The 17,197-nt window shown below is 74.0% G+C and carries 17 protein-coding genes and 1 tRNA gene; 12 read left to right on the top strand and 6 right to left on the bottom strand.

Features of this window, described 5'->3' with window-relative positions; all coding sequences use genetic code 11:
* Positions 1 to 277: 277 nt before the first annotated feature.
* A tRNA-Leu gene (locus SGLAU_RS06875) sits at positions 278 to 365 on the bottom strand.
* A gap of 198 nt (positions 366 to 563) precedes the next feature.
* Here SGLAU_RS06875 and SGLAU_RS06870 point away from each other — a divergent pair.
* The 3 genes from SGLAU_RS06870 to SGLAU_RS06860 all read left to right on the top strand — a co-directional run bounded on the left by SGLAU_RS06870 (position 564) and on the right by SGLAU_RS06860 (position 3,201).
* Positions 564 to 1,889 (top strand): M20/M25/M40 family metallo-hydrolase, encoded by a 1,326-nt coding sequence (locus SGLAU_RS06870; protein ID WP_043499289.1) that lies wholly within the window; start codon positions 564 to 566, stop codon positions 1,887 to 1,889.
* A gap of 153 nt (positions 1,890 to 2,042) precedes the next feature.
* The gene (chpH, locus tag SGLAU_RS06865) at positions 2,043 to 2,276 is read left to right on the top strand and encodes a chaplin ChpH (protein WP_043499286.1); all 234 of its coding nucleotides are present in this window, start codon (positions 2,043 to 2,045) and stop codon (positions 2,274 to 2,276) included.
* Positions 2,277 to 2,418: 142 nt separating this feature from the next.
* Entirely contained in the window at positions 2,419 to 3,201 is a 783-nt protein-coding gene (locus tag SGLAU_RS06860; RefSeq protein ID WP_043499284.1) for a chaplin, read from the top strand.
* 72 nt (positions 3,202 to 3,273) lie between these two features.
* Here the strand turns inward: SGLAU_RS06860 and SGLAU_RS06855 are convergent, their stop codons facing one another.
* Positions 3,274 to 3,462, bottom strand: a complete 189-nt coding sequence (locus SGLAU_RS06855; protein WP_043499282.1) for a DUF5703 family protein — start codon at positions 3,460 to 3,462, stop codon at positions 3,274 to 3,276.
* Between the two features lie 47 nt (positions 3,463 to 3,509).
* On the opposite strand from SGLAU_RS06855, the gene SGLAU_RS06850 reads away from it, so the two are divergent.
* Positions 3,510 to 4,214, top strand: a complete 705-nt coding sequence (locus SGLAU_RS06850; RefSeq protein WP_043499279.1) for a hypothetical protein — start codon at positions 3,510 to 3,512, stop codon at positions 4,212 to 4,214.
* A gap of 180 nt (positions 4,215 to 4,394) precedes the next feature.
* Here the strand turns inward: SGLAU_RS06850 and SGLAU_RS06845 are convergent, their stop codons facing one another.
* Together SGLAU_RS06845 and SGLAU_RS06840 are read right to left on the bottom strand one after the other, a co-directional pair.
* Positions 4,395 to 6,650, bottom strand: coding sequence for a helix-hairpin-helix domain-containing protein (locus SGLAU_RS06845; RefSeq protein ID WP_043499277.1), 2,256 nt, complete (start codon positions 6,648 to 6,650; stop codon positions 4,395 to 4,397).
* The gene (locus SGLAU_RS06840) at positions 6,647 to 7,630 is read right to left on the bottom strand and encodes an aldo/keto reductase (RefSeq protein WP_043499274.1); all 984 of its coding nucleotides are present in this window, start codon (positions 7,628 to 7,630) and stop codon (positions 6,647 to 6,649) included. Before SGLAU_RS06840 ends, SGLAU_RS06845 begins: the two co-directional genes overlap by 4 nt.
* Positions 7,631 to 7,777: 147 nt before the next feature.
* Here SGLAU_RS06840 and SGLAU_RS06835 point away from each other — a divergent pair, with 147 nt between their 5' ends.
* Both SGLAU_RS06835 and SGLAU_RS06830 read left to right on the top strand, forming a co-directional pair.
* Positions 7,778 to 8,833, top strand: coding sequence for an LLM class F420-dependent oxidoreductase (locus SGLAU_RS06835; RefSeq protein WP_043506348.1), 1,056 nt, complete (start codon positions 7,778 to 7,780; stop codon positions 8,831 to 8,833).
* 383 nt (positions 8,834 to 9,216) lie between these two features.
* Complete coding sequence (locus SGLAU_RS06830; RefSeq protein ID WP_043499271.1) at positions 9,217 to 10,005, top strand: ferritin-like domain-containing protein; 789 nt, start codon at positions 9,217 to 9,219, stop codon at positions 10,003 to 10,005.
* Positions 10,006 to 10,012: 7 nt separating this feature from the next.
* On the opposite strand, the gene corA is transcribed toward SGLAU_RS06830, so the two are convergent.
* Positions 10,013 to 11,008 carry a magnesium/cobalt transporter CorA gene (gene corA / locus SGLAU_RS06825; protein WP_043499269.1) on the bottom strand — a complete coding sequence of 332 codons (996 nt, stop codon included), beginning with the start codon at positions 11,006 to 11,008 and terminating at the stop codon, positions 10,013 to 10,015.
* A gap of 61 nt (positions 11,009 to 11,069) precedes the next feature.
* Here corA and SGLAU_RS06820 point away from each other — a divergent pair, with 61 nt between their 5' ends.
* From SGLAU_RS06820 to mshC, 4 genes are all read left to right on the top strand, one after another.
* Complete coding sequence (locus SGLAU_RS06820) at positions 11,070 to 11,756, top strand: histidine phosphatase family protein (protein ID WP_043499268.1); 687 nt, start codon at positions 11,070 to 11,072, stop codon at positions 11,754 to 11,756.
* Between the two features lie 84 nt (positions 11,757 to 11,840).
* A complete protein-coding gene (locus SGLAU_RS06815; protein ID WP_043499266.1) occupies positions 11,841 to 12,431 on the top strand; it encodes a DUF3090 domain-containing protein in 591 nt (196 codons plus the stop codon).
* Entirely contained in the window at positions 12,395 to 13,213 is an 819-nt protein-coding gene (locus SGLAU_RS06810) for an SCO1664 family protein (RefSeq protein WP_208868888.1), read from the top strand. Before SGLAU_RS06815 ends, SGLAU_RS06810 begins: the two co-directional genes overlap by 37 nt.
* Positions 13,214 to 13,344: 131 nt before the next feature.
* Positions 13,345 to 14,574: a cysteine--1-D-myo-inosityl 2-amino-2-deoxy-alpha-D-glucopyranoside ligase gene (mshC, locus tag SGLAU_RS06805; protein ID WP_043499262.1), complete on the top strand. Its 1,230-nt coding sequence runs from the start codon at positions 13,345 to 13,347 to the stop codon at positions 14,572 to 14,574.
* 112 nt (positions 14,575 to 14,686) lie between these two features.
* On the opposite strand, the gene SGLAU_RS06800 is transcribed toward mshC, so the two are convergent.
* Positions 14,687 to 15,610 carry a PAC2 family protein gene (locus tag SGLAU_RS06800; protein WP_043499260.1) on the bottom strand — a complete coding sequence of 308 codons (924 nt, stop codon included), beginning with the start codon at positions 15,608 to 15,610 and terminating at the stop codon, positions 14,687 to 14,689.
* A gap of 269 nt (positions 15,611 to 15,879) precedes the next feature.
* Here SGLAU_RS06800 and SGLAU_RS06795 point away from each other — a divergent pair, with 269 nt between their 5' ends.
* Together SGLAU_RS06795 and SGLAU_RS06790 are read left to right on the top strand one after the other, a co-directional pair.
* Entirely contained in the window at positions 15,880 to 16,212 is a 333-nt protein-coding gene (locus SGLAU_RS06795) for an ArsR/SmtB family transcription factor (RefSeq protein WP_043499257.1), read from the top strand.
* A 111-nt stretch (positions 16,213 to 16,323) separates the two neighbouring features.
* A complete protein-coding gene (locus SGLAU_RS06790) occupies positions 16,324 to 17,193 on the top strand; it encodes a TIGR03620 family F420-dependent LLM class oxidoreductase (RefSeq protein ID WP_043499255.1) in 870 nt (289 codons plus the stop codon).
* Positions 17,194 to 17,197 lie beyond the last annotated feature (4 nt).

Here is a 17,197-nt window from a genome sequence, read left to right as displayed (position 1 = left end):
TAAAACCGGAGGGCGGCGCGGCGCGCGACCCGGTGGGAAGGGGAGCAAGCGAACAGGTGTTTCCCGGCGTGCGGGGGGCGCGCGGAAAAGTTGCGGAACGTCGCGCGGGCCCGGCCCCGCGGCGGGACTTTCGGCCGCCCGCCCGCCGAGATGGGGCGGGATGCGTCAGGTGGGACCCGGGAAGCGTCATGTGGACGCTGATTCCGATGCGACCGGCGGGAGTCGAGGGGCCCGGGAACGACGGAACCCCGGTCGCCGTGGCGACCGGGGTTCCGGCTGGTGTCCGAGGGGGGACTTGAACCCCCACGCCCGATAAAGGGCACTAGCACCTCAAGCTAGCGCGTCTGCCATTCCGCCACCCGGACAAGGTGTCTGTCGTGCGGGGCGCGTGCCCCGCGGCGACGACGTAAACATTACCAGGCTTTCGGCGGTGGCCGATCACCCCCCGCCCCCGCACGTCCCGCGTGAACGGCGTGTGACGGGGCGGGTCCGCTCTTGGGCCCCGGACGGCCAAGGGGGAGGATGTGGGGGAACCACCAGCGGCGACAGCGGGAGGAACCAGCGTGAGCCAGACGGGCACCGGCCAGGGCGTCACCGGCGAGGACGAGGTCGTCGACCTCTGCAGCGAGCTGATCCGCATCGACACCAGCAACTACGGCGACCACTCCGGCCCCGGCGAGCGCAAGGCGGCCGAGTACGTGGCCGCCAAGCTGGCCGAGGTGGGGCTGGAGCCGCAGATCTTCGAATCCCACTCCGGCCGGGCCTCCACCGTGGCCCGCATCGAGGGCGCGGACCCGTCCCGGCCCGCCCTCCTCATCCACGGCCACCTCGACGTCGTCCCGGCCGACGCCGACGACTGGACCCACCACCCGTTCTCCGGCGAGATCGCCGACGGCTGCGTGTGGGGCCGGGGCGCCGTCGACATGAAGGACATGGACGCGATGACGCTCGCGGTCGTCCGGGACCGACTGCGCAGCGGCCGCAAGCCCCCGCGCGACATCGTCCTCGCCTTCCTCGCCGACGAGGAGGCCGGCGGCACCTACGGCGCCCGCTACCTGGTGGACCGGCACCCGGACCTCTTCGAGGGCGTCACCGAGGCGATCGGCGAGGTCGGCGGCTTCTCCTTCACGGTCAACGAGAAGCTGCGGCTCTACCTCGTCGAGACCGCCGAGAAGGGCATGCACTGGATGCGCCTCACCGTCGAGGGCACGGCGGGCCACGGCTCGATGACCAACGACGACAACGCGATCACCGAGCTGTGCGACGCGGTCACCCGGCTCGGCCGGCACACGTGGCCGGTCCGCGTCACCAAGACCGTGCGGTCCTTCCTCGACGAGCTGTCCGACGCGCTCGGCACCGAACTCGACCCCGAGAACATGGACGAGACGCTCGCCAAGCTGGGCGGCATCGCCAAGATGATCGGCACCACCCTGCGCAACTCGGCGGCCCCCACCATGCTCGGCGCCGGCTACAAGGTCAACGTCATCCCCGGCCAGGCCACCGCGCACGTCGACGGCCGCTTCCTGCCCGGGTACGAGGAGGAGTTCCTGGCCGACCTGGACCGCATCCTCGGCCCGCGCGTGAAGCGGGAGGACGTGCACGCCGACAAGGCCCTGGAGACCGACTTCGACGGCAAGCTGGTCGACGCGATGCAGAGCGCCCTGCGCGCGGAGGACCCGATCGCCCGCGCCGTGCCCTACATGCTCTCCGGAGGCACCGACGCCAAGTCCTTCGACGACCTCGGCATCCGCTGCTTCGGCTTCGCCCCGCTCCAGCTGCCGCCGGAGCTGGACTTCGCCGGCATGTTCCACGGCGTCGACGAGCGGGTCCCGGTGGACGGGCTGAAGTTCGGCGTCCGGGTGCTCGACCGGTTCCTCGACGCCTCCTGACGCCCCGCTGCCTCCCGGCCCGGTTTCGCCCGCGTGTACGACGGTGAACCGGGACGGGTGAATGCGCTCATAGGGTCGTAGCTCTATTAGCCCCTCCTCGTTACCGGTGGTGTGATCCGAGGCTTGGGATCGCATTGCCAACTAGGAGGAACAATGCTCAAGAAGGTCGTCGCCGCTGCCGCCGCCACCGGTGGACTCGTTCTCGCGGGCGCGGGCATGGCCGTCGCCGACTCCGGCGCCCAGGGTGCCGCCGTGCACTCCCCGGGTGTCGCGTCCGGCAACGTGGTCCAGGTGCCCGTGCACATCCCGGTGAACGCCTGCGGCAACACGGTCAACGTGATCGGGCTCCTGAACCCCACCTTCGGCAACACCTGCATCAACGCGTGACATCGGGCCTCACCTCAGCCAGGGCCTGAGCCCCTCGGCCCCGGAACGCGCGCCACGCGCTCCGGGGCCGGTCGCTCTCCCGGCAGCTCACGACCGGGCCTCACGACCCGGTTCCGTCACGACGTCGAAGGGGAATCCAGAAATGCGACAGGCCACCCGCAAGGGCCTGATGACGGTGGCGGCCGCCACGGGGGTGATCGCCGCAGCGGGCGGTCAGGCCCACGCGCACTCCGGCGCGAGCGGCTCCGCCTCCCACTCGCCCGGGGTGCTGTCCGGCAACACCGTGCAGGCACCGGTGCACGTGCCGGTCAACGTCTGCGGCAATACCGTGAACGTCGTCGGGGTGCTCAACCCGGCGGCCGGCAACGCGTGCGGCCGGCCCGGCCACGACGGCCCGGGGGGCCACGGTGGCTCCGGCGGCGCGCACACGGGCGGGCACACCTCCGGCTCGCCCGGCGTCGGCTCGGGCAACCACGTCGAGGCGCCGGTGCACGCGCCGGTCAACGTCTGCGGCAACACCGTCGACGTCATCGGTCTCGGCAACGCGGCCCTCGGCAACGACTGCGCCGACGGCGGCGGTCACACCCCGCCGCCCGGCACCCAACCGCCGGGGACCCCTCCGCCGGGCACCGAACCGCCGGGGACCCCTCCGCCGGGCACCGACCCGCCGGGTACCGAACCGCCCGGCACGACGCCGCCCGGTACACCGGAGCAGCCCGGCCGGCCCGGCGACCCGGGCACCCCGGACGAGCCCGGCGTCCCGGACACCCCGCCCGGGACCGACGGCGGGACTCCGGGGGGCGACCCCGGGGGCCGGCTCGCGGAGACCGGCAGCGGCCTGCCGGTGGGAGCCGCCGCGTCCCTCGGCGCGGGAGCGCTGCTCGCCGGCGCCGTCCTCTACCGCAGGGCACGCGCCGCGGCGTGACGCATCGCACACGCCGACGCGACGAAGCGGGCCCCGCCGACCGGCGGGGCCCGCTCCGCTGCGCCTCTCACCTCACCAGGTGGCCCGCACCTGGCGGATGATCCGCCGACGCAGCCGCACCCTGCGGCTGCCGTCACGCAGCAGGCTCAGGCGGTGCAACTCCCAGTGTCCGTACTCGGCATGGTCCGTCAGCAGACGTGTGGCGTCCTTGCGGGAGACCCCGCGCGGTACGTACACGTCGACAAATTCGTATTCCGGCATCGCATCTATTGTGCGTGCTGGGGCCCGGTACGGATAGCGTCTGCAGTATGTCTGATGCTGCGCAGCCCACCACCGCTGCCGAGGTACGCGCCGCCGCCGAGGCGGTCAAGACCGCGCTCGACCGCCATCTCGCCGCGGTCGAACGCCGGTCGGGGGAGGACGACCCGGCCGTCTACGAGGCGTTCAACCAGCTGGCCGCGGCCGCGGAGGCGTACGACGAACTGCTCTACGACCGCTACGACGAGGTCACGCCCTTCGAGATCCCCGGCGCGGACGACTCCCTGCCGCCCTACGCGGGGCCCGAGGAACCGAGCGCGCTCAGCGTGCTGATCCGCCGCGACTACGCGGTCGCGGAACCCGAGCGGCTGCTGGCCCAGGCCCGGCGGATCGAGGCGGCGGACGGGGGCGGCGACTCGGACGCCGCGGAGACCGTCAACGGGGCGCTGGGCCTGCTGTTCGGGGAGTTCGAACCCGACGAGATCGCCTCCCGGCACAAGGAGTTCGGCCTGGAGGAGGCCGACTCCACGCTGTGGGTGACCGCCTCCGACGAACTCCCCGAGCCCGGCGAATGGCTGGCCGCCCCCTTCGAGTCCGTGGACCCGCAGCGGGTGGTCTGCCGCTTCGACGTCAGTGCGGTGTTCGACGAGGACCTCGACGACGACGTGGACGACGTCGACCTCGACGCGGACGAGGACGCGGAGGAGGACGACGAACTGGAGCCCCTGGACCCGGACCCCGACACGGACCGCTGACCCGGCCCCCGAGACGGGCCCTCGACCCGGATCGTCGACCCGGATCGTCGACCCGGATCGTCGACCCGGTCCGCCGACGCACAGCACCGACGCACAGCACCCAGCACACGGCACGCACGCAGAGCACCGGGAGAACGGCGGCCACCGGAGGACCGGTGGCCGCCGTGCCGTGTCCGCCGGCTACTCGGCTGCGGGCGTCTGCGGGCGCAGCAGGTCGGGCAGCCGGGTCGTGCGCGGCTTGGCCGGCCGCTCGGCGACGGCTCTCGGCAGGGCCTGCTCGACCCCGTGCACCACGGACAGATGGCGCTCCGCACGGCTGAAGGCGGTGTAGACCCAGGGCCGGGTGAGTGTCTGGGCGGCGTCGCCCGGCAGCACCGCGACCACCGCGGGCCACCGGCCCCCGGCCGCCTGGTGCGCGGTCAGCGCCCACCCGTGCCGTACGCACTGCTCCACCCGTTCGCGCGGGACGACGACGGGCTCGCCCGCGCACGACAGCCGCAGCCCGTCCGCGTCGGCCCCGACCACGCGTCCCGGCACGGTGCGGCCCGGGGCGGGGGAGTAGGCGACCCGGTCGCCGGGGTCGAAACCGCCGAAGCGCCCGGGGCCGGGATTCAGCCGTTCCTTCAGCGCGGCGTTCAGCACCCGGGTGCCGGCCGCGCCGCCGTGGCCCGGCGTGATGACCACCGTCTCCTCGGCGGGCACGCCGATCGCCCGCGGCACCGAGTCGGCGACCAGCTGCACCGTCCGGTGCACGGCCTCGCCCGCGTCCCGCACGGGCACGATCACGACCTCCTTGCCCGGCGCGTCGACCTGCTGCAGCTCGCCGGCCCCGATCCCGGAGACCAGCTCGCCCAGCGGACCGGGATCCGGACGGCGGGAGGCGATCTGCGGCACCCGCCGCGCGGCCAGCAGATCGGCGAAGACCCGACCCGGCCCGGCCGACCACAGCACCGCCGGGTCCCCGGACAGCACCAGCCGGGCGCCGTCCGGCAGCGCCTCGACGAGCGAGGCGCCCGCCTCCACGTCGAGCTGCGGCGCGTCGAGCACGATCAGCAGGTCCACGTCCAGGGCCCCGTCGGCGTCCCGTCCGGGCCCTTCGGCGCCGGACAGCAGCCCCGCCAGGGTCGCGACCGGCGCCTGCGGCGCGAACCGGCCACGGCCCAGGGGGCTGTGCACGGCGGCCCAGGCGCGCAGCCCCAGCTCCGCCGCCGCGCCCAGCAGTTCCGCGGCCTCCGCGCGGGCCGCCTCGCCGCCCGTGTGCAGCACCAGGCCGTGCCCGGCGACCGCCCGGATCAGCTCGGCGGCCGAGCCCCGGGCCGCGGCGGCCGCCCGCTCCCAGTCCGCGTCCGGGCCGTCCTGCCGCGGCGCCGAGCCGATCAGCCGCGCGAGACCGTCGGCCAGGCTCTCCTCGGCCAGCGCGTACCGCTCGAGGCCGACCAGTACGCGCACGGGTTCCGGCGCGGCCTCACCCTCCCCGGCCTCCGCCGGATCCACCGGTTCCGCCGCCTCGTCCAGCCCGTCCTGGAAGGCCAGGATCTCGCCCTCCGCGAGGGCGCCGTGCACCGCAGCGTCCGGGTCGGGCACGCCCCGCTGGGCCAGGGCGGCGGTCAGGGCCGGCATCTCCAGCGCGGTGTGCCCGGCCAGCGCGGCCTGCTCCAGCAGCCAGACGGTGACCGCCCGCAGCCGCCGTTCGTCGTCGGGGCCGCAGGCCGCGCCGAGCAGCGCCCGCGCGAACCCGTCGGCCTGCTCGGGGCGCACTCCGGGGACCCTCAGCAGCAGCCAGGGGTCCGCCCGCAGCCGCTCCTCGGCGCCGTCCCCCAGTACGGTGGCGGCCTGCGGCGCCAGCGCCTCGGGCGCGCCCCCTTCGGCCAGCACCCGCCGCACCCCGTCCACCGTGCCCGGGGCGGGCGCGGCGGCGACCGCCGGGGTCACCGGCTGGGTGCGCCGCACCGGCTCCGGCGCCGGTCGCCGCGCCGCCGGACCGGGCTCGGCGAACACCGCGGACACGGGCTTCTCGCCGCTCTCCACGGCCCGCACGGCGGCGAGCAGGTCGGCGGCCTTGCCGCTCAGCTTGGTGCCGGCCTCGATGGGCCCCTTCTTCTCGGCCTTGCGCCGCTCGATCCGCTCCCGCTCCAGTCGCTGCGCCAGCAGCTCCGCCTCGGCCTCGGACACCTGGGCCGCGCCGGTCCCGGCCGCCCCGGCGGACGGCGCTCCGCCGGCCTCGTCCGCAGCGTCGTCGTCCGGCGGGCCGCCCGCCGCCCCCTCCGGGTCCGCGCCGGCCCGAGCCCCGCCGGCCTCGCCGGGTCCTTCAGCGTCGGCCCCGGAGCCCCGCGGTCCCGCCGGGTCCCCGGCCCCGGACCCGGGGGTGCCGCCCTCGGCCGCGGCGCCCGGCGTCCTCTGCGCGGCGTCCTCGGTGGTCTCCGGCTCCGTGCTCACAGCGTGCTCCAGTCGTGATCGGGATAGCGGTGCACGGGCGCCGACACATCGTCGAGCGCCCGGCAGATCTCGTCAGGAAGACTAAGCGCCTCCACTGACAGTGCCGCCGTGAGCTGCTGCGCGTTGCGCGCGCCCACGATCGGCGCGGTCACGCCCGGCCGGTCGCGCACCCAGGCGAGCGACACCTGCAGCGGGGTCACCGCGAGCCCGTCCGCCGCGGTGGTGACGGCGTCGACGATCCGGGCGGCCGTGTCGTCGAGGTAGGGCTCCACGAACGGCGCCAGGTGGTCGGAGGCGCCGCGCGAGTCCGCGGGCACGCCGCCCCGGTACTTGCCGGTCAGCACACCGCGCCCCAGCGGCGAGGAGGGCAGCAGCCCGATGCCGAGGTCGATCGCCGCGGGCAGCACCTCCCGTTCGACGCCGCGCTGGAGCAGCGAGTACTCCATCTGCGTGCCGGCCAGCCGGGTCCGCGTGCCCGGCGCGGCCAGCTGCCAGGTCGCCGCCTTGGCGAGCTGCCACCCGCAGAAGTTGGAGACCCCGGCGTACCGCGCCCGTCCGCTGCTCACCGCGAGGTCGAGCGCCTGGAGCGTCTCCTCCAGGGGTGTCCCGGGATCGTAGGCGTGGACGTGCCACAGGTCGACGTGGTCGGTTCCCAGCCGGGTGAGGGAGGCGTCGAGGGCGGCCAGCAGGTGCCCTCGGGAGCCGTCGAACCGCCGGTCGGGATCGGGGACGCTGCCGGCCTTGGTGGAGATGACCAGGTCCCGCCGCGGGACCAGTCCGTCCAGCAGGCGTCCGAGCAGGTATTCGGCCTCTCCGTTCCCGTACACGTCCGCCGTGTCGACGAGGGTCCCGCCGGCCTCCCAGAACGTCTTCAGGAGGTCCGCCGCGTCATGCTCGTCCGTGTCCCGGCCCCAGGTCAGGGTGCCTAGACCGATACGGGACACACGCAGGCCGGTGCGGCCGAGATGCCTCTGCTCCATGTCCGCCGAGATTACTGGCCGCGACTGCTGCCGTGGGTTGCCTGTGGACAACGGTTTCGCGGTCCCCGGCCGGGCCCGCGTGCGCCGGCCGTCCACGCGGTAGGGTCGGCCCCACCAGGGACGTTACTGATCAGTAAGGGGATGGTCATGCAGCTCGGCATCAACCTCGGCTACTGGGGCGCCGGAATGGACGCGGACAACCTCGCCGTCGCCCAGGAGGCCGACCGCCTCGGCTACGCGGTCTGCTGGGCCGCCGAGGCCTACGGCTCGGACGCCGCGACCGTGCTGAGCTGGGTCGCCGCCCAGACCAGCCGGATCGACGTCGGCTCGGCCATCTTCCAGATCCCCGCCCGCCAGCCCGCCATGACCGCCATGACGGCCGCCACCCTCGACTCCCTCTCCGGCGGCCGGTTCCGGCTCGGCCTCGGCGTCTCCGGTCCCCAGGTCTCGGAGGGCTGGTACGGCGTCAAGTTCGACAAGCCGCTCTCCCGCACCCGGGAGTACGTCGAGATCGTCCGCAAGGCCATGAGCCGCGAACGCCTCACCCACGACGGCGAGCACTGGACCCTGCCGCTGCCCGGCGGCCCCGGCAAGCCCATCAAGCTGACCGTCCACCCCCAGCGCGAGCACATCCCGCTGTACATCGCCGCGATCGGCCCCCGCAACCTGGAGCAGACCGGCGAGATCGCCGACGGCGCCCTGCTGATCTTCCCCTCCGCCGACCACCTGGAGGAGACCGCGATCAGGCACCTGCGCGCCGGCCGCGAGAAGGCCGGCAAGACCCTCGACGGCTTCGACGTCTGCCCGACGCTCCCGCTGGCCGTCGGCGCGGACGAGGACGTCACCGCCCTCGCCGACACCTTCCGTCCCTACACCGCCCTGTACGTCGGCGGCATGGGCAGCCCCAAGCAGAACTTCTACAACCAGCTCGCCCGGCGCATGGGCTACGAGCGGGAGGCCGCCGAGATCCAGGCCAAGTACCTCTCCGGGGACAAGCAGGGCGCCGCGGCCGCCGTTCCGCACGACCTGATCGACAAGACCACCCTGCTCGGCTCGGTCGACCGCATCGCCGACCGGATGAGGGCCTACGCCGAGGCCGGGGTCACCACCCTCAGCCTGGCTCCCGCGGGCTTCACGCTCGACGAGCGGCTCGCCTCGCTGCGGGCCGGCACCGAGGCCCTGGAGCGCGCGGGGCTGGCCTAGGGCCTCGTTCGGATCATGCCGGGCTCGCGCCTGATCCGGACGAAAGACCCTGGCCCTGGGGAACGCCGGGCCGGCTGCCGCGCGGAGCGCGCCGGGACGCCCCCTGAAGGGCGCCCCGGTCCCGGCCGGTGCACGCCCCGGTGCCGGGACCGGGGCGGCGGGGTCTTCGCGGCCGTGGTGGGGGCTCGGGGGTCGACCCCGCCACGGCCGTCACGCGGAACAACGCGCCGCCCGGCGCCCGGTTACGCCCCCGGCGCACGATCGCGGTCCGTCTTTCGGCGCAGTCGCCGGGCCCATCGGTTGCAGCGCCCCGCGTCGCGCACTTGACTCGTTCTCCGAGGCACTGCGCCATCCCGCAGGTATCCCGCCGAGAGGGGTCCCGGATGCTTTCGGCCAAGGGTCTGTTCCAGGAGATCCTCGACAACGACGAGTCCTTCGCCCTCTTCTGCTCCATCGCCGCCGGCGGTGAGGCGCAGGGCGGATGGGAGAACGCCCGGATCGCCGCGCTCGTCCCCGCGAGCGAGCGCGACCTCGCCCCCAAGATCACCCGGCACGGCGCCGACGAGGACAAGCACGGGCGCATCTTCACCGCGCTCCTGCGCAAGCGCGGCCTCGACCCGGTCCCCGTCCCGCCCGAGACCGACTACACCATGCTGCTGGAACGCGCGGGCATCGGCCTCGCCCACGACAGGCTCCGGCGCGACGAACCGCTCACGGTCCAGGACATCGTCACCTACCTCGCGCACAGCCGGGTCACCGAGCAGCGCGCCGCCGAGCAGATGGGGCTGCTGCGCAAGCACTTCGCCGACCACCCGGACATCGGCCGGGCGGTCCGGATGATCTCCGCCGACGAGGACAACCACCTCGCCTACTGCCACGAGGAACTGCTCCGCCTCGCCCGCGCCGGCCACGGCCGGGCCATCCAGCGCACCCTGCGCGCGTGCGCGCTCGCCGAGATCCGCGTGCACCGGGACGTCAGCCTGGCCGTCATGTCCCGCATGGGCCGCGTCCTGGGCTGGCGCAGGGCCAGGTCCGCGGTGCTCGCGGCCGGCATCCACGCCGTCTACGCCTACGAGCGGCTCGGCGGCTGGCGCCGCATGGTCTCCCTGCGGCCGCCGCGGCGCCGCAACGCCCTCGGCGGCCCCGCGGAGACGGCCACGGAGTTCGCGTGAGGGCCCCTCACATCCAGCCCCGCCCCTTGAACAGCCGGTACAGCAGGACCTCCAGGACGGCCATCACCACGATCACCGCCGGGTAGGACCACGTCCAGCGCAGCTCCGGCATGTGCTCGAAGTTCATGCCGTAGACCCCCGCGATCATCGTGGGGACCGCGGCCATGGCCGCCCACGCGGAGATCTTCCGCATGTCGTCGTTCTGCCGCACGCTCATCTGCGCCAGATGGGCCGACAGCACGTCGGACACCAGCCGGTCCAGTGCCTCCACGGACTCGTTCACGCGCGTGAGGTGGTCGTGGACGTCGCGGAAGAAGGGCCGCGCCTTCTCGTCCACGAACGGCACCGCCCCGCCGAACGTCCCGGTCTCCGCGAGCCGGGTGAGCGGCAGGGCGAGCGGGCCGGCGGCCCTGCGGAACTCCAGGATCTGCCGCTTGAAGGTGTAGATCCGCGACGCGGTGTGCCGTGAGCCGCCCTGGTCCGGCGAGAAGACCTCCGTCTCCAGCTCCTCCAGGTCGTTCTGCAGCTCACCCGCCACCTCCAGGTAGTGGTCGACGGTGGCGTCGGCGACGGCGTAGAGCACTGCCGTGGGCCCCTTGACCAGCAGCTCCGGCTCGCGCTCCAGCCGTCGCCGGACGGCGGCCAGCGGGGCCCCCTCGCCGTGCCGCACGGTCACCACGAACCCGTCGCCGAGGAAGACCATGAGCTCGCCGGAGGACACCGCGTCGCTCTCCGGCTCGTACACCACCGGCTTCAGCACCAGGAACAGCGAGTCCTCGTACACCTCCAGCTTGGGCCGCTGGTGGGCCTTCAGGGCGTCCTCCACGGCCAGCGGGTGCAGCCGGAACTCCTCGCTGACATGGCTGAACTCCTGCTCGGTCGGCTCGTGCAGGCCGATCCACACGAACCCGCCCCCCGCCCGCGCCTCGTCGAGGGCGTCGGAGAAGTCCTCGGGGCCCTCCGTCCGACGTCCGTTCCGGTAGATGGCGCAATCCACGATCACTGGGTGCATTCTCCTTCCGCGTCCGGCCACCGCACGCGGGTGTACGCCTACCCTGGGCGGCATGCCCACGCTCATCCTCGTCCGGCACGGACGTTCCACCGCCAACACCGAGGGACTGCTCGCCGGCTGGACGCCCGGCGTGCGGCTCGACGAACGCGGCACCGCGCAGGCCGCCGCCCTGCCCGGCCGGCTGGCCGCGCTGCCGCTCGCCGAGGTCGTCACCAGCCCCCTGGAGCGCTGCCAGGAGACGGTCCGGCCGCTGCTCGACGCCCGCCCCAGCCTGACCGCGCACACCGACGAACGCATCGGCGAGTGCCACTACGGCGACTGGTCCGGCCGCAAGCTCGCCGAACTGAAGGACGAGCCCCTGATGGAGGTCGTGCAGGCGCACCCCTCGGCCGCCGAGTTCCCCGGCGGCGAGTCGATGCGCGCGATGGCCACTCGCGCCGCCGAGGCGGTCCGCGAGTGGAACGCGCGCGTGGAGCGCGATCACGGGCCCGGCGCGGTGTACTTGATGTGTTCGCACGGCGACATCATCAAGTCGCTCGTCGCGGACGCGCTCGGACTTCATCTCGACCTCTTCCAGCGGATCAGTGTGGAACCGTGTTCCATCACCGCGATCCGTTACACCCGCACGCGCCCCTTCCTCGTCCGCCTCGGCGACACCGGCGACTTCGCGTCCCTGGTGCCGCCCGAGGAGCCGCCGGCCGGTGACGCGACCGTCGGGGGTGGTGCGGGCGCACCGTGATCGTCGCCCGCAGTAGGGTGAAGCGGTCAGTCGGTCCGCAGTCGATGCCGAACCACAAGTCCAGACGATTCCAGGAGACAGGACGTGTCCCGTCAGGTGTTCCTCTACGACCCACCGGACCGTTTCGTGGCCGGCACGGTCGGACTGCCCGGGCGTCGTACCTTCTTCCTCCAGGCCACCGCCGGCTCCCGGGTGACCAGCGTGGCCCTGGAGAAGACGCAGGTCGCCGCGCTCGCCGAGCGCATGGACGAACTCCTCGACGAGGTGGTGCGGCGCAGCGGCGGCAGTGCCGCCGTGCCGGCCGTCGCCCCCGCCGAGGTCACCGACACCGCCCCGCTGGACACCCCCGTCGAGGAGGAGTTCCGGGTCGGCACCATGGCCCTCGCCTGGGACGGCGAGGAACAGCGCATGATCGTCGAGGCGCAGGCCCTCGTGGAGCTGGACGCCGACTCCGACGAGGACCTGGCCGAAGCCGAGGAGCGGCTGCTCCAGGACGAGGAGAACGGGCCGCCGATGCTGCGGGTCCGGCTCACCGGAGCCCAGGCCAGGGCCTTCGCCAAGCGCGCCCTCGACGTCGTCAACGCCGGCCGGCCGCCCTGCCCGCTGTGCAGCCTGCCGCTCGACCCGGAAGGACACGTATGTCCGCGCCAGAACGGATACCGCCGCGGAGCATGACGCCGGCGGACCTGCTCGCCGAGGGCGAGCTGACCGTGCGCGGACGCATCCGGGAGGCCTCCAACGCGGCGCTGTACTGCACGGTGACCCACGACGGGCAGGAAGCGGCCTGCGTCTACAAGCCGGTCGCCGGGGAACGCCCGCTGTGGGACTTCCCGGACGGCACGCTCGCCGCCCGCGAGGTGGCCGCCTACCTGGTCTCGGAGGCCACCGGCTGGGGCCTGGTCCCGCCGACCGTGCTGCGGGACGGCCCGTACGGCGAGGGCATGGTCCAGCTCTGGATCGAGGCGGTCCCCGACGCCGAACTGCTGGCCCTGGTCGAGGAGGACGAGCCGGGGCCGGGCTGGAAGGCGATCGGCCTCGCCGAGGTGGGGGAGGGGCGTACCGCGCTGCTGGTGCACGCCGACGACCCCCGGCTGCGGCGGCTCGCCGTGCTCGACGCGGTGATCAACAACGCCGACCGCAAGGGCGGCCATCTGCTCCCCGCCGCCGGCGGCCGGCTCTACGGCATCGACCACGGCGTCACCTTCAACGTCGAGAACAAGCTGCGCACCTTGCTGTGGGGCTGGGCGGGCCAGGCCCTCACCGAGGAAGCCGTCACGGTCCTCGGCGGGCTCCGGGAGCGGCTGGCGCCGGGCGCGGCGCTCGCCGAACGCCTCGCGGGGCTGATCACCCCGGCCGAACTGGACGCCACGCGCGCGCGGGTCGAGGCGCTGCTCACCGCCCGGGTCCACCCGGAACCCGGCGGCGAGTGGCCGGCCATCCCCTGGCCGCCGGTGTGACGGAGGTCTCCGCCGCACCGGGGCCGGGAGGCCGCGCACGCACATGGGCCGGGTGGCCGCAAGAGCGCCTTCCCGGCCATATGGCCTGGTCCGGTTCGTATACGGAACTCCAGTCCGGTTAGGCTCAAGGCATGCATGCCTGGCCCGCTTCCGAGGTCCCCGCCCTGCCTGGTCAGGGCCGCGACCTGAGGATCCACGACACCGCGACCGGTGGTCTCGTCCCCCTCGCCCCCGGTCCCGTCGCCCGTATCTACGTCTGCGGCATCACCCCGTACGACGCGACCCACATCGGTCACGCGGCGACCTACAACGCGTTCGACCTCGTCCAGCGCGTGTGGCTGGACACCAAGCGGCAGGTCCACTACGTCCAGAACGTCACCGACGTCGACGATCCGCTGCTGGAGCGGGCGCAGCGCGACGGCGTCGACTGGGTGGCCCTGGCCGAGCAGGAGACGGCCCTCTTCCGTGAGGACATGACCGCCCTGCGGATGCTGCCGCCGCGGCAGTACATCGGCGCGGTCGAGGCCATACCCGGCATCGTGCCGCTCGTGGAGCGGCTGCGCGCGATGGGCGCCGCCTACGAACTCGACGGCGACATCTACTTCTCCGTCGAGGCCGACCCGCACTTCGGCCAGGTCTCGAACCTGGACGCCGCCGCCATGCGGCTGCTGTCCGCCGAACGCGGCGGCGACCCGGACCGGCCGGGCAAGAAGAACCCGCTCGACCCGATGCTGTGGATGGCCGCCCGGCCGGGCGAGCCGAGCTGGGACGGCGGCTCCCTCGGGCCCGGCCGCCCCGGCTGGCACATCGAGTGCGTCGCCATCGCCCTCGACCACCTCGGGATGGGCTTCGACGTCCAGGGCGGCGGCTCCGACCTCGCCTTCCCGCACCACGAGATGGGCGCCTCGCACGCCCAGGTGCTGACCGGCGAGTTCCCCATGGCCAAGGCGTACGTCCACGCCGGCATGGTCGCCCTGCACGGCGAGAAGATGTCGAAGTCCAAGGGCAACCTGGTCTTCGTCTCCCGGCTGCGCCGCGACGGCGTGGACCCGGCCGCCATCCGGCTCTCGCTCCTCGCCCACCACTACCGGGCCGACTGGGAGTGGACCGACCAGGTGCTGCGGGACGCCGAGGCCCGGCTGGAGCGCTGGCGGTCCGCCGTCTCACGGCCCGACGGGCCGGGCGCCGACGCGCTGGTCGAGGAGATCCGCGAGGCCCTGGCGAACGACCTCGACGCCCCGGCCGCACTGGCCGCCGTCGACCGCTGGGCCGAGCTCCAGCACGCGCGGGGCGGCGAGGACCCCGGCGCCCCCGGCGTCGTCACCCGCGCCGTGGACGCGCTGCTCGGCGTCGCCCTGTAACGCGCCGCGTCCGGTCAAGGGGCGTCTCCTCCGCCGCGAGGGGACGCCCCTGACGCGTCCGGCGGCCCGTGCGGCCGGCTCCCGTCCTGCCGGAAGCCGCCCGCCGGCGCCGTCAGTCCTCCGGTGATTCCCCGTCGTCCGTGCCCGGCTTGGGCGGCATCGGCGGGCGGGTGCGGTCCCCGGGGGCGTCCCGGCCGCCGTCCCGGCGCCGCAGATACCGCTCGAACTCGCGCGCGATCGCCTCGCCCGACGCCTCGGGCAGCTCGGCGGTGTCCCGCGCCTCCTCCAGCGTCTGCACGTACTCGGCGACCTCGCTGTCCTCGGCGGCGAGCTGGTCCACGCCGACCTGCCAGGCGCGCGCGTCCTCGGGCAGCTCGCCCAGCGGGATGCGCACGTCGATCAGGTCCTCCAGGCGGTTCAGCAGCGCCAGCGTCGCCTTGGGGTTGGGCGGCTGCGAGACGTAGTGCGGTACGGCGGCCCAGAGCGAGACCGCCGGGACGCCCGCGTGGGTGCAGGCCTCCTGGAGGACGCCGACGATGCCCGTGGGGCCCTCGTACTTGGTCTCCTCCAGGTCCATCCGGCGGGCCAGGTCCGGGTCGGACGTGGTCCCGCTGATCGGGACCGGACGCGTGTGCGGGGTGTCCCCGAGCAGGGCGCCCAGGATGACCACCAGCTCCACCCCCAGCTCATGGGCGAACCCCAGCAGCTCGTTGCAGAACGAGCGCCAGCGCATGGACGGTTCGATGCCGCGCACCAGCACCAGGTCGCGCGGCTTCTCGCCGCCGATCCGGACGACCGACAACCGGGTCGTGGGCCACGTGATCTTGCGTACGCCGCCGTCCATGAACACCGTGGGGCGGTTCACCTGGAAGTCGTAGTAGTCCTCCGCGTCCAGCGCGGCGAACACCTCGCCCTTCCATTCCCGTTCCAGGTGAGCGACCGCGGTGGAGGCGGCGTCGCCGGCATCGTTCCAGCCCTCGAACGCGGCCACCATGACTGGGTCGATCAGCTCGGGAACCCCCTCCAGCTCGATCACCCAGTGCCTCCTTCCGACGTGCCCTCGCTTGACGTCCCAACCTTACGGCGTGCGGCGTGGGCGCCCGCAGCCCCCTTGCACGGGGGCAGTGCACGGATCACTGCCCCGATCACCGGCCCGGAACACCCGGCCGGCCGTCCGAGCCGGTCACCCGTCCCCGCCCGCCGTCGACTTCCCGGGTGCCCCGTAAAGATCGTTCGATCCCGGCGGCCCTCGGCCTCCGGTGACTCGGGCCGTGACGCGAGGACCCCCGCCTATACTCCGGAGCCATGGCCGACGCAGCGATCCCACCGGACCCCGGGCTGGTCGACGCGCTGCGCGCGCTCTCGAACCCCGTGCGGTTGCAGCTGCTGCAGTGGCTGCGGGAGCCCGAGCGCCACTTCCCCGCGCGGGCCGCCGTCGCCGATCCGGCGGAGGTGGGGGTGTGCGTGAGCCACATCCAGGCCAAGGCCGGCCTGGCCCAGTCGACGGTGTCGGCGTACCTGGCCGAGCTGCAGCGGGCGGGGCTGGTGCGGGCGACCCGGATCGGCAAGTGGACCCACTACAAGCGGGACGAGGAGCGGATCGCCGCGCTCGTCGAGGAACTGGGCCGCACCCTCTAGTCGTTCGTCGGCGGGCCGGGACCACCTGTTGCGCCTCATATCGAGAATCTGCGATATTCCGATGTGAGGACCCGTGAGCGAACACCGAGCGAGCGAACACGAGGGGGACCCATGAGCGGGATCGACGGCCTGGAGCTGGGCACGTTCGGCATCTACACCTTCGACTTCGAGCACCAGCCCGCCGGACGGATCCGCGAGTCCGTACAGGAGCTGGAGGAACGGGGCTGGCGGGCCCTGTGGTTCCCCGAGGTGGGACAGCGCGAGGCGCTCACCCTCGCCGGTCATCTGCTCGCCGCCACCGAGCGCCTGCACGTGATCAACGGCATCGCCCAGATCTGGGCGCGCGACGCCGCCGCGGCCCAGGCCGGGGCGCTCCTCCTCGCCGACGCCCACCCCGGACGCCACATCCTCGGCCTCGGCTACGGCGGCCGGCCGCGCCCCGGCGTCAAACCCATCGCCGCCATGGCCGCCTACCTCGACGAGATGGACGCCCTGGACGCGCCCGAACCGGCACCTCCGGTGCGCCGCCTGCTCGCGGCCTACGGCCCCAGGATGCTGGGACTCGCCCGCGACCGCACGGCCGGCGCGCACACCTACCACGTCAGCGTGGCCCACACCGCCGAGGCCCGTGCCATCCTCGGCCCGGACCCCTTCCTCGGCGTCGAGCACGCCGTCCTGCTGGAGACCGACCCGGACAAGGCGCGCGCGACGGCCCGCGAGCACCTGCGCCCGTACCTGGACACCCCCTACAACCTCGCCAAGTTCCGCCGGCTCGGCTACGCGGAGGACGAACTCACCGGCGGCGGCAGCGACCGCCTCGTCGACGACCTGGTCTTCTGGGGCGAGCCGGACGCCGTCGCCGCCAAGCTGGCCGCCCACGTCGACGCGGGCGCCGACCATGTGGCCGTCCAGGTCATCGGCACCGAACCCGGCGCCTCCTCCCTCCCGGCCTGGCGGCTGCTCGGCGACGCCCTGCTGTAGAGCC

Source organism: Streptomyces glaucescens, assembly GCF_000761215.1.
Lineage (GTDB): Bacteria > Actinomycetota > Actinomycetes > Streptomycetales > Streptomycetaceae > Streptomyces > Streptomyces glaucescens_B.
Note: the sequence above shows the minus strand (reverse complement) of the source record. Positions and strands in the feature narration are given on the sequence as shown.

Bases quoted from the DNA above. Each gene is read 5' to 3' on its own strand.
- mshC (WP_043499262.1), top strand. From the start codon at position 13,345: ATGCATGCCTGGCCCGCTTCCGAGGTCCCCGCCCTGCCTGGTCAGGGC.
- SGLAU_RS06795 (WP_043499257.1), top strand. From the start codon at position 15,880: ATGGCCGACGCAGCGATCCCACCGGACCCCGGGCTGGTCGACGCGCTG.
- SGLAU_RS06790 (WP_043499255.1), top strand. From the start codon at position 16,324: ATGAGCGGGATCGACGGCCTGGAGCTGGGCACGTTCGGCATCTACACC.
- SGLAU_RS06840 (WP_043499274.1), bottom strand. From the start codon at position 7,630: ATGGAGCAGAGGCATCTCGGCCGCACCGGCCTGCGTGTGTCCCGTATC.
- chpH (WP_043499286.1), top strand. From the start codon at position 2,043: ATGCTCAAGAAGGTCGTCGCCGCTGCCGCCGCCACCGGTGGACTCGTT.
- SGLAU_RS06855 (WP_043499282.1), bottom strand. From the start codon at position 3,462: ATGCCGGAATACGAATTTGTCGACGTGTACGTACCGCGCGGGGTCTCC.
- SGLAU_RS06835 (WP_043506348.1), top strand. From the start codon at position 7,778: ATGCAGCTCGGCATCAACCTCGGCTACTGGGGCGCCGGAATGGACGCG.
- SGLAU_RS06850 (WP_043499279.1), top strand. From the start codon at position 3,510: ATGTCTGATGCTGCGCAGCCCACCACCGCTGCCGAGGTACGCGCCGCC.
- SGLAU_RS06820 (WP_043499268.1), top strand. From the start codon at position 11,070: ATGCCCACGCTCATCCTCGTCCGGCACGGACGTTCCACCGCCAACACC.
- SGLAU_RS06830 (WP_043499271.1), top strand. From the start codon at position 9,217: ATGCTTTCGGCCAAGGGTCTGTTCCAGGAGATCCTCGACAACGACGAG.
- SGLAU_RS06810 (WP_208868888.1), top strand. From the start codon at position 12,395: ATGTCCGCGCCAGAACGGATACCGCCGCGGAGCATGACGCCGGCGGAC.
- SGLAU_RS06860 (WP_043499284.1), top strand. From the start codon at position 2,419: ATGCGACAGGCCACCCGCAAGGGCCTGATGACGGTGGCGGCCGCCACG.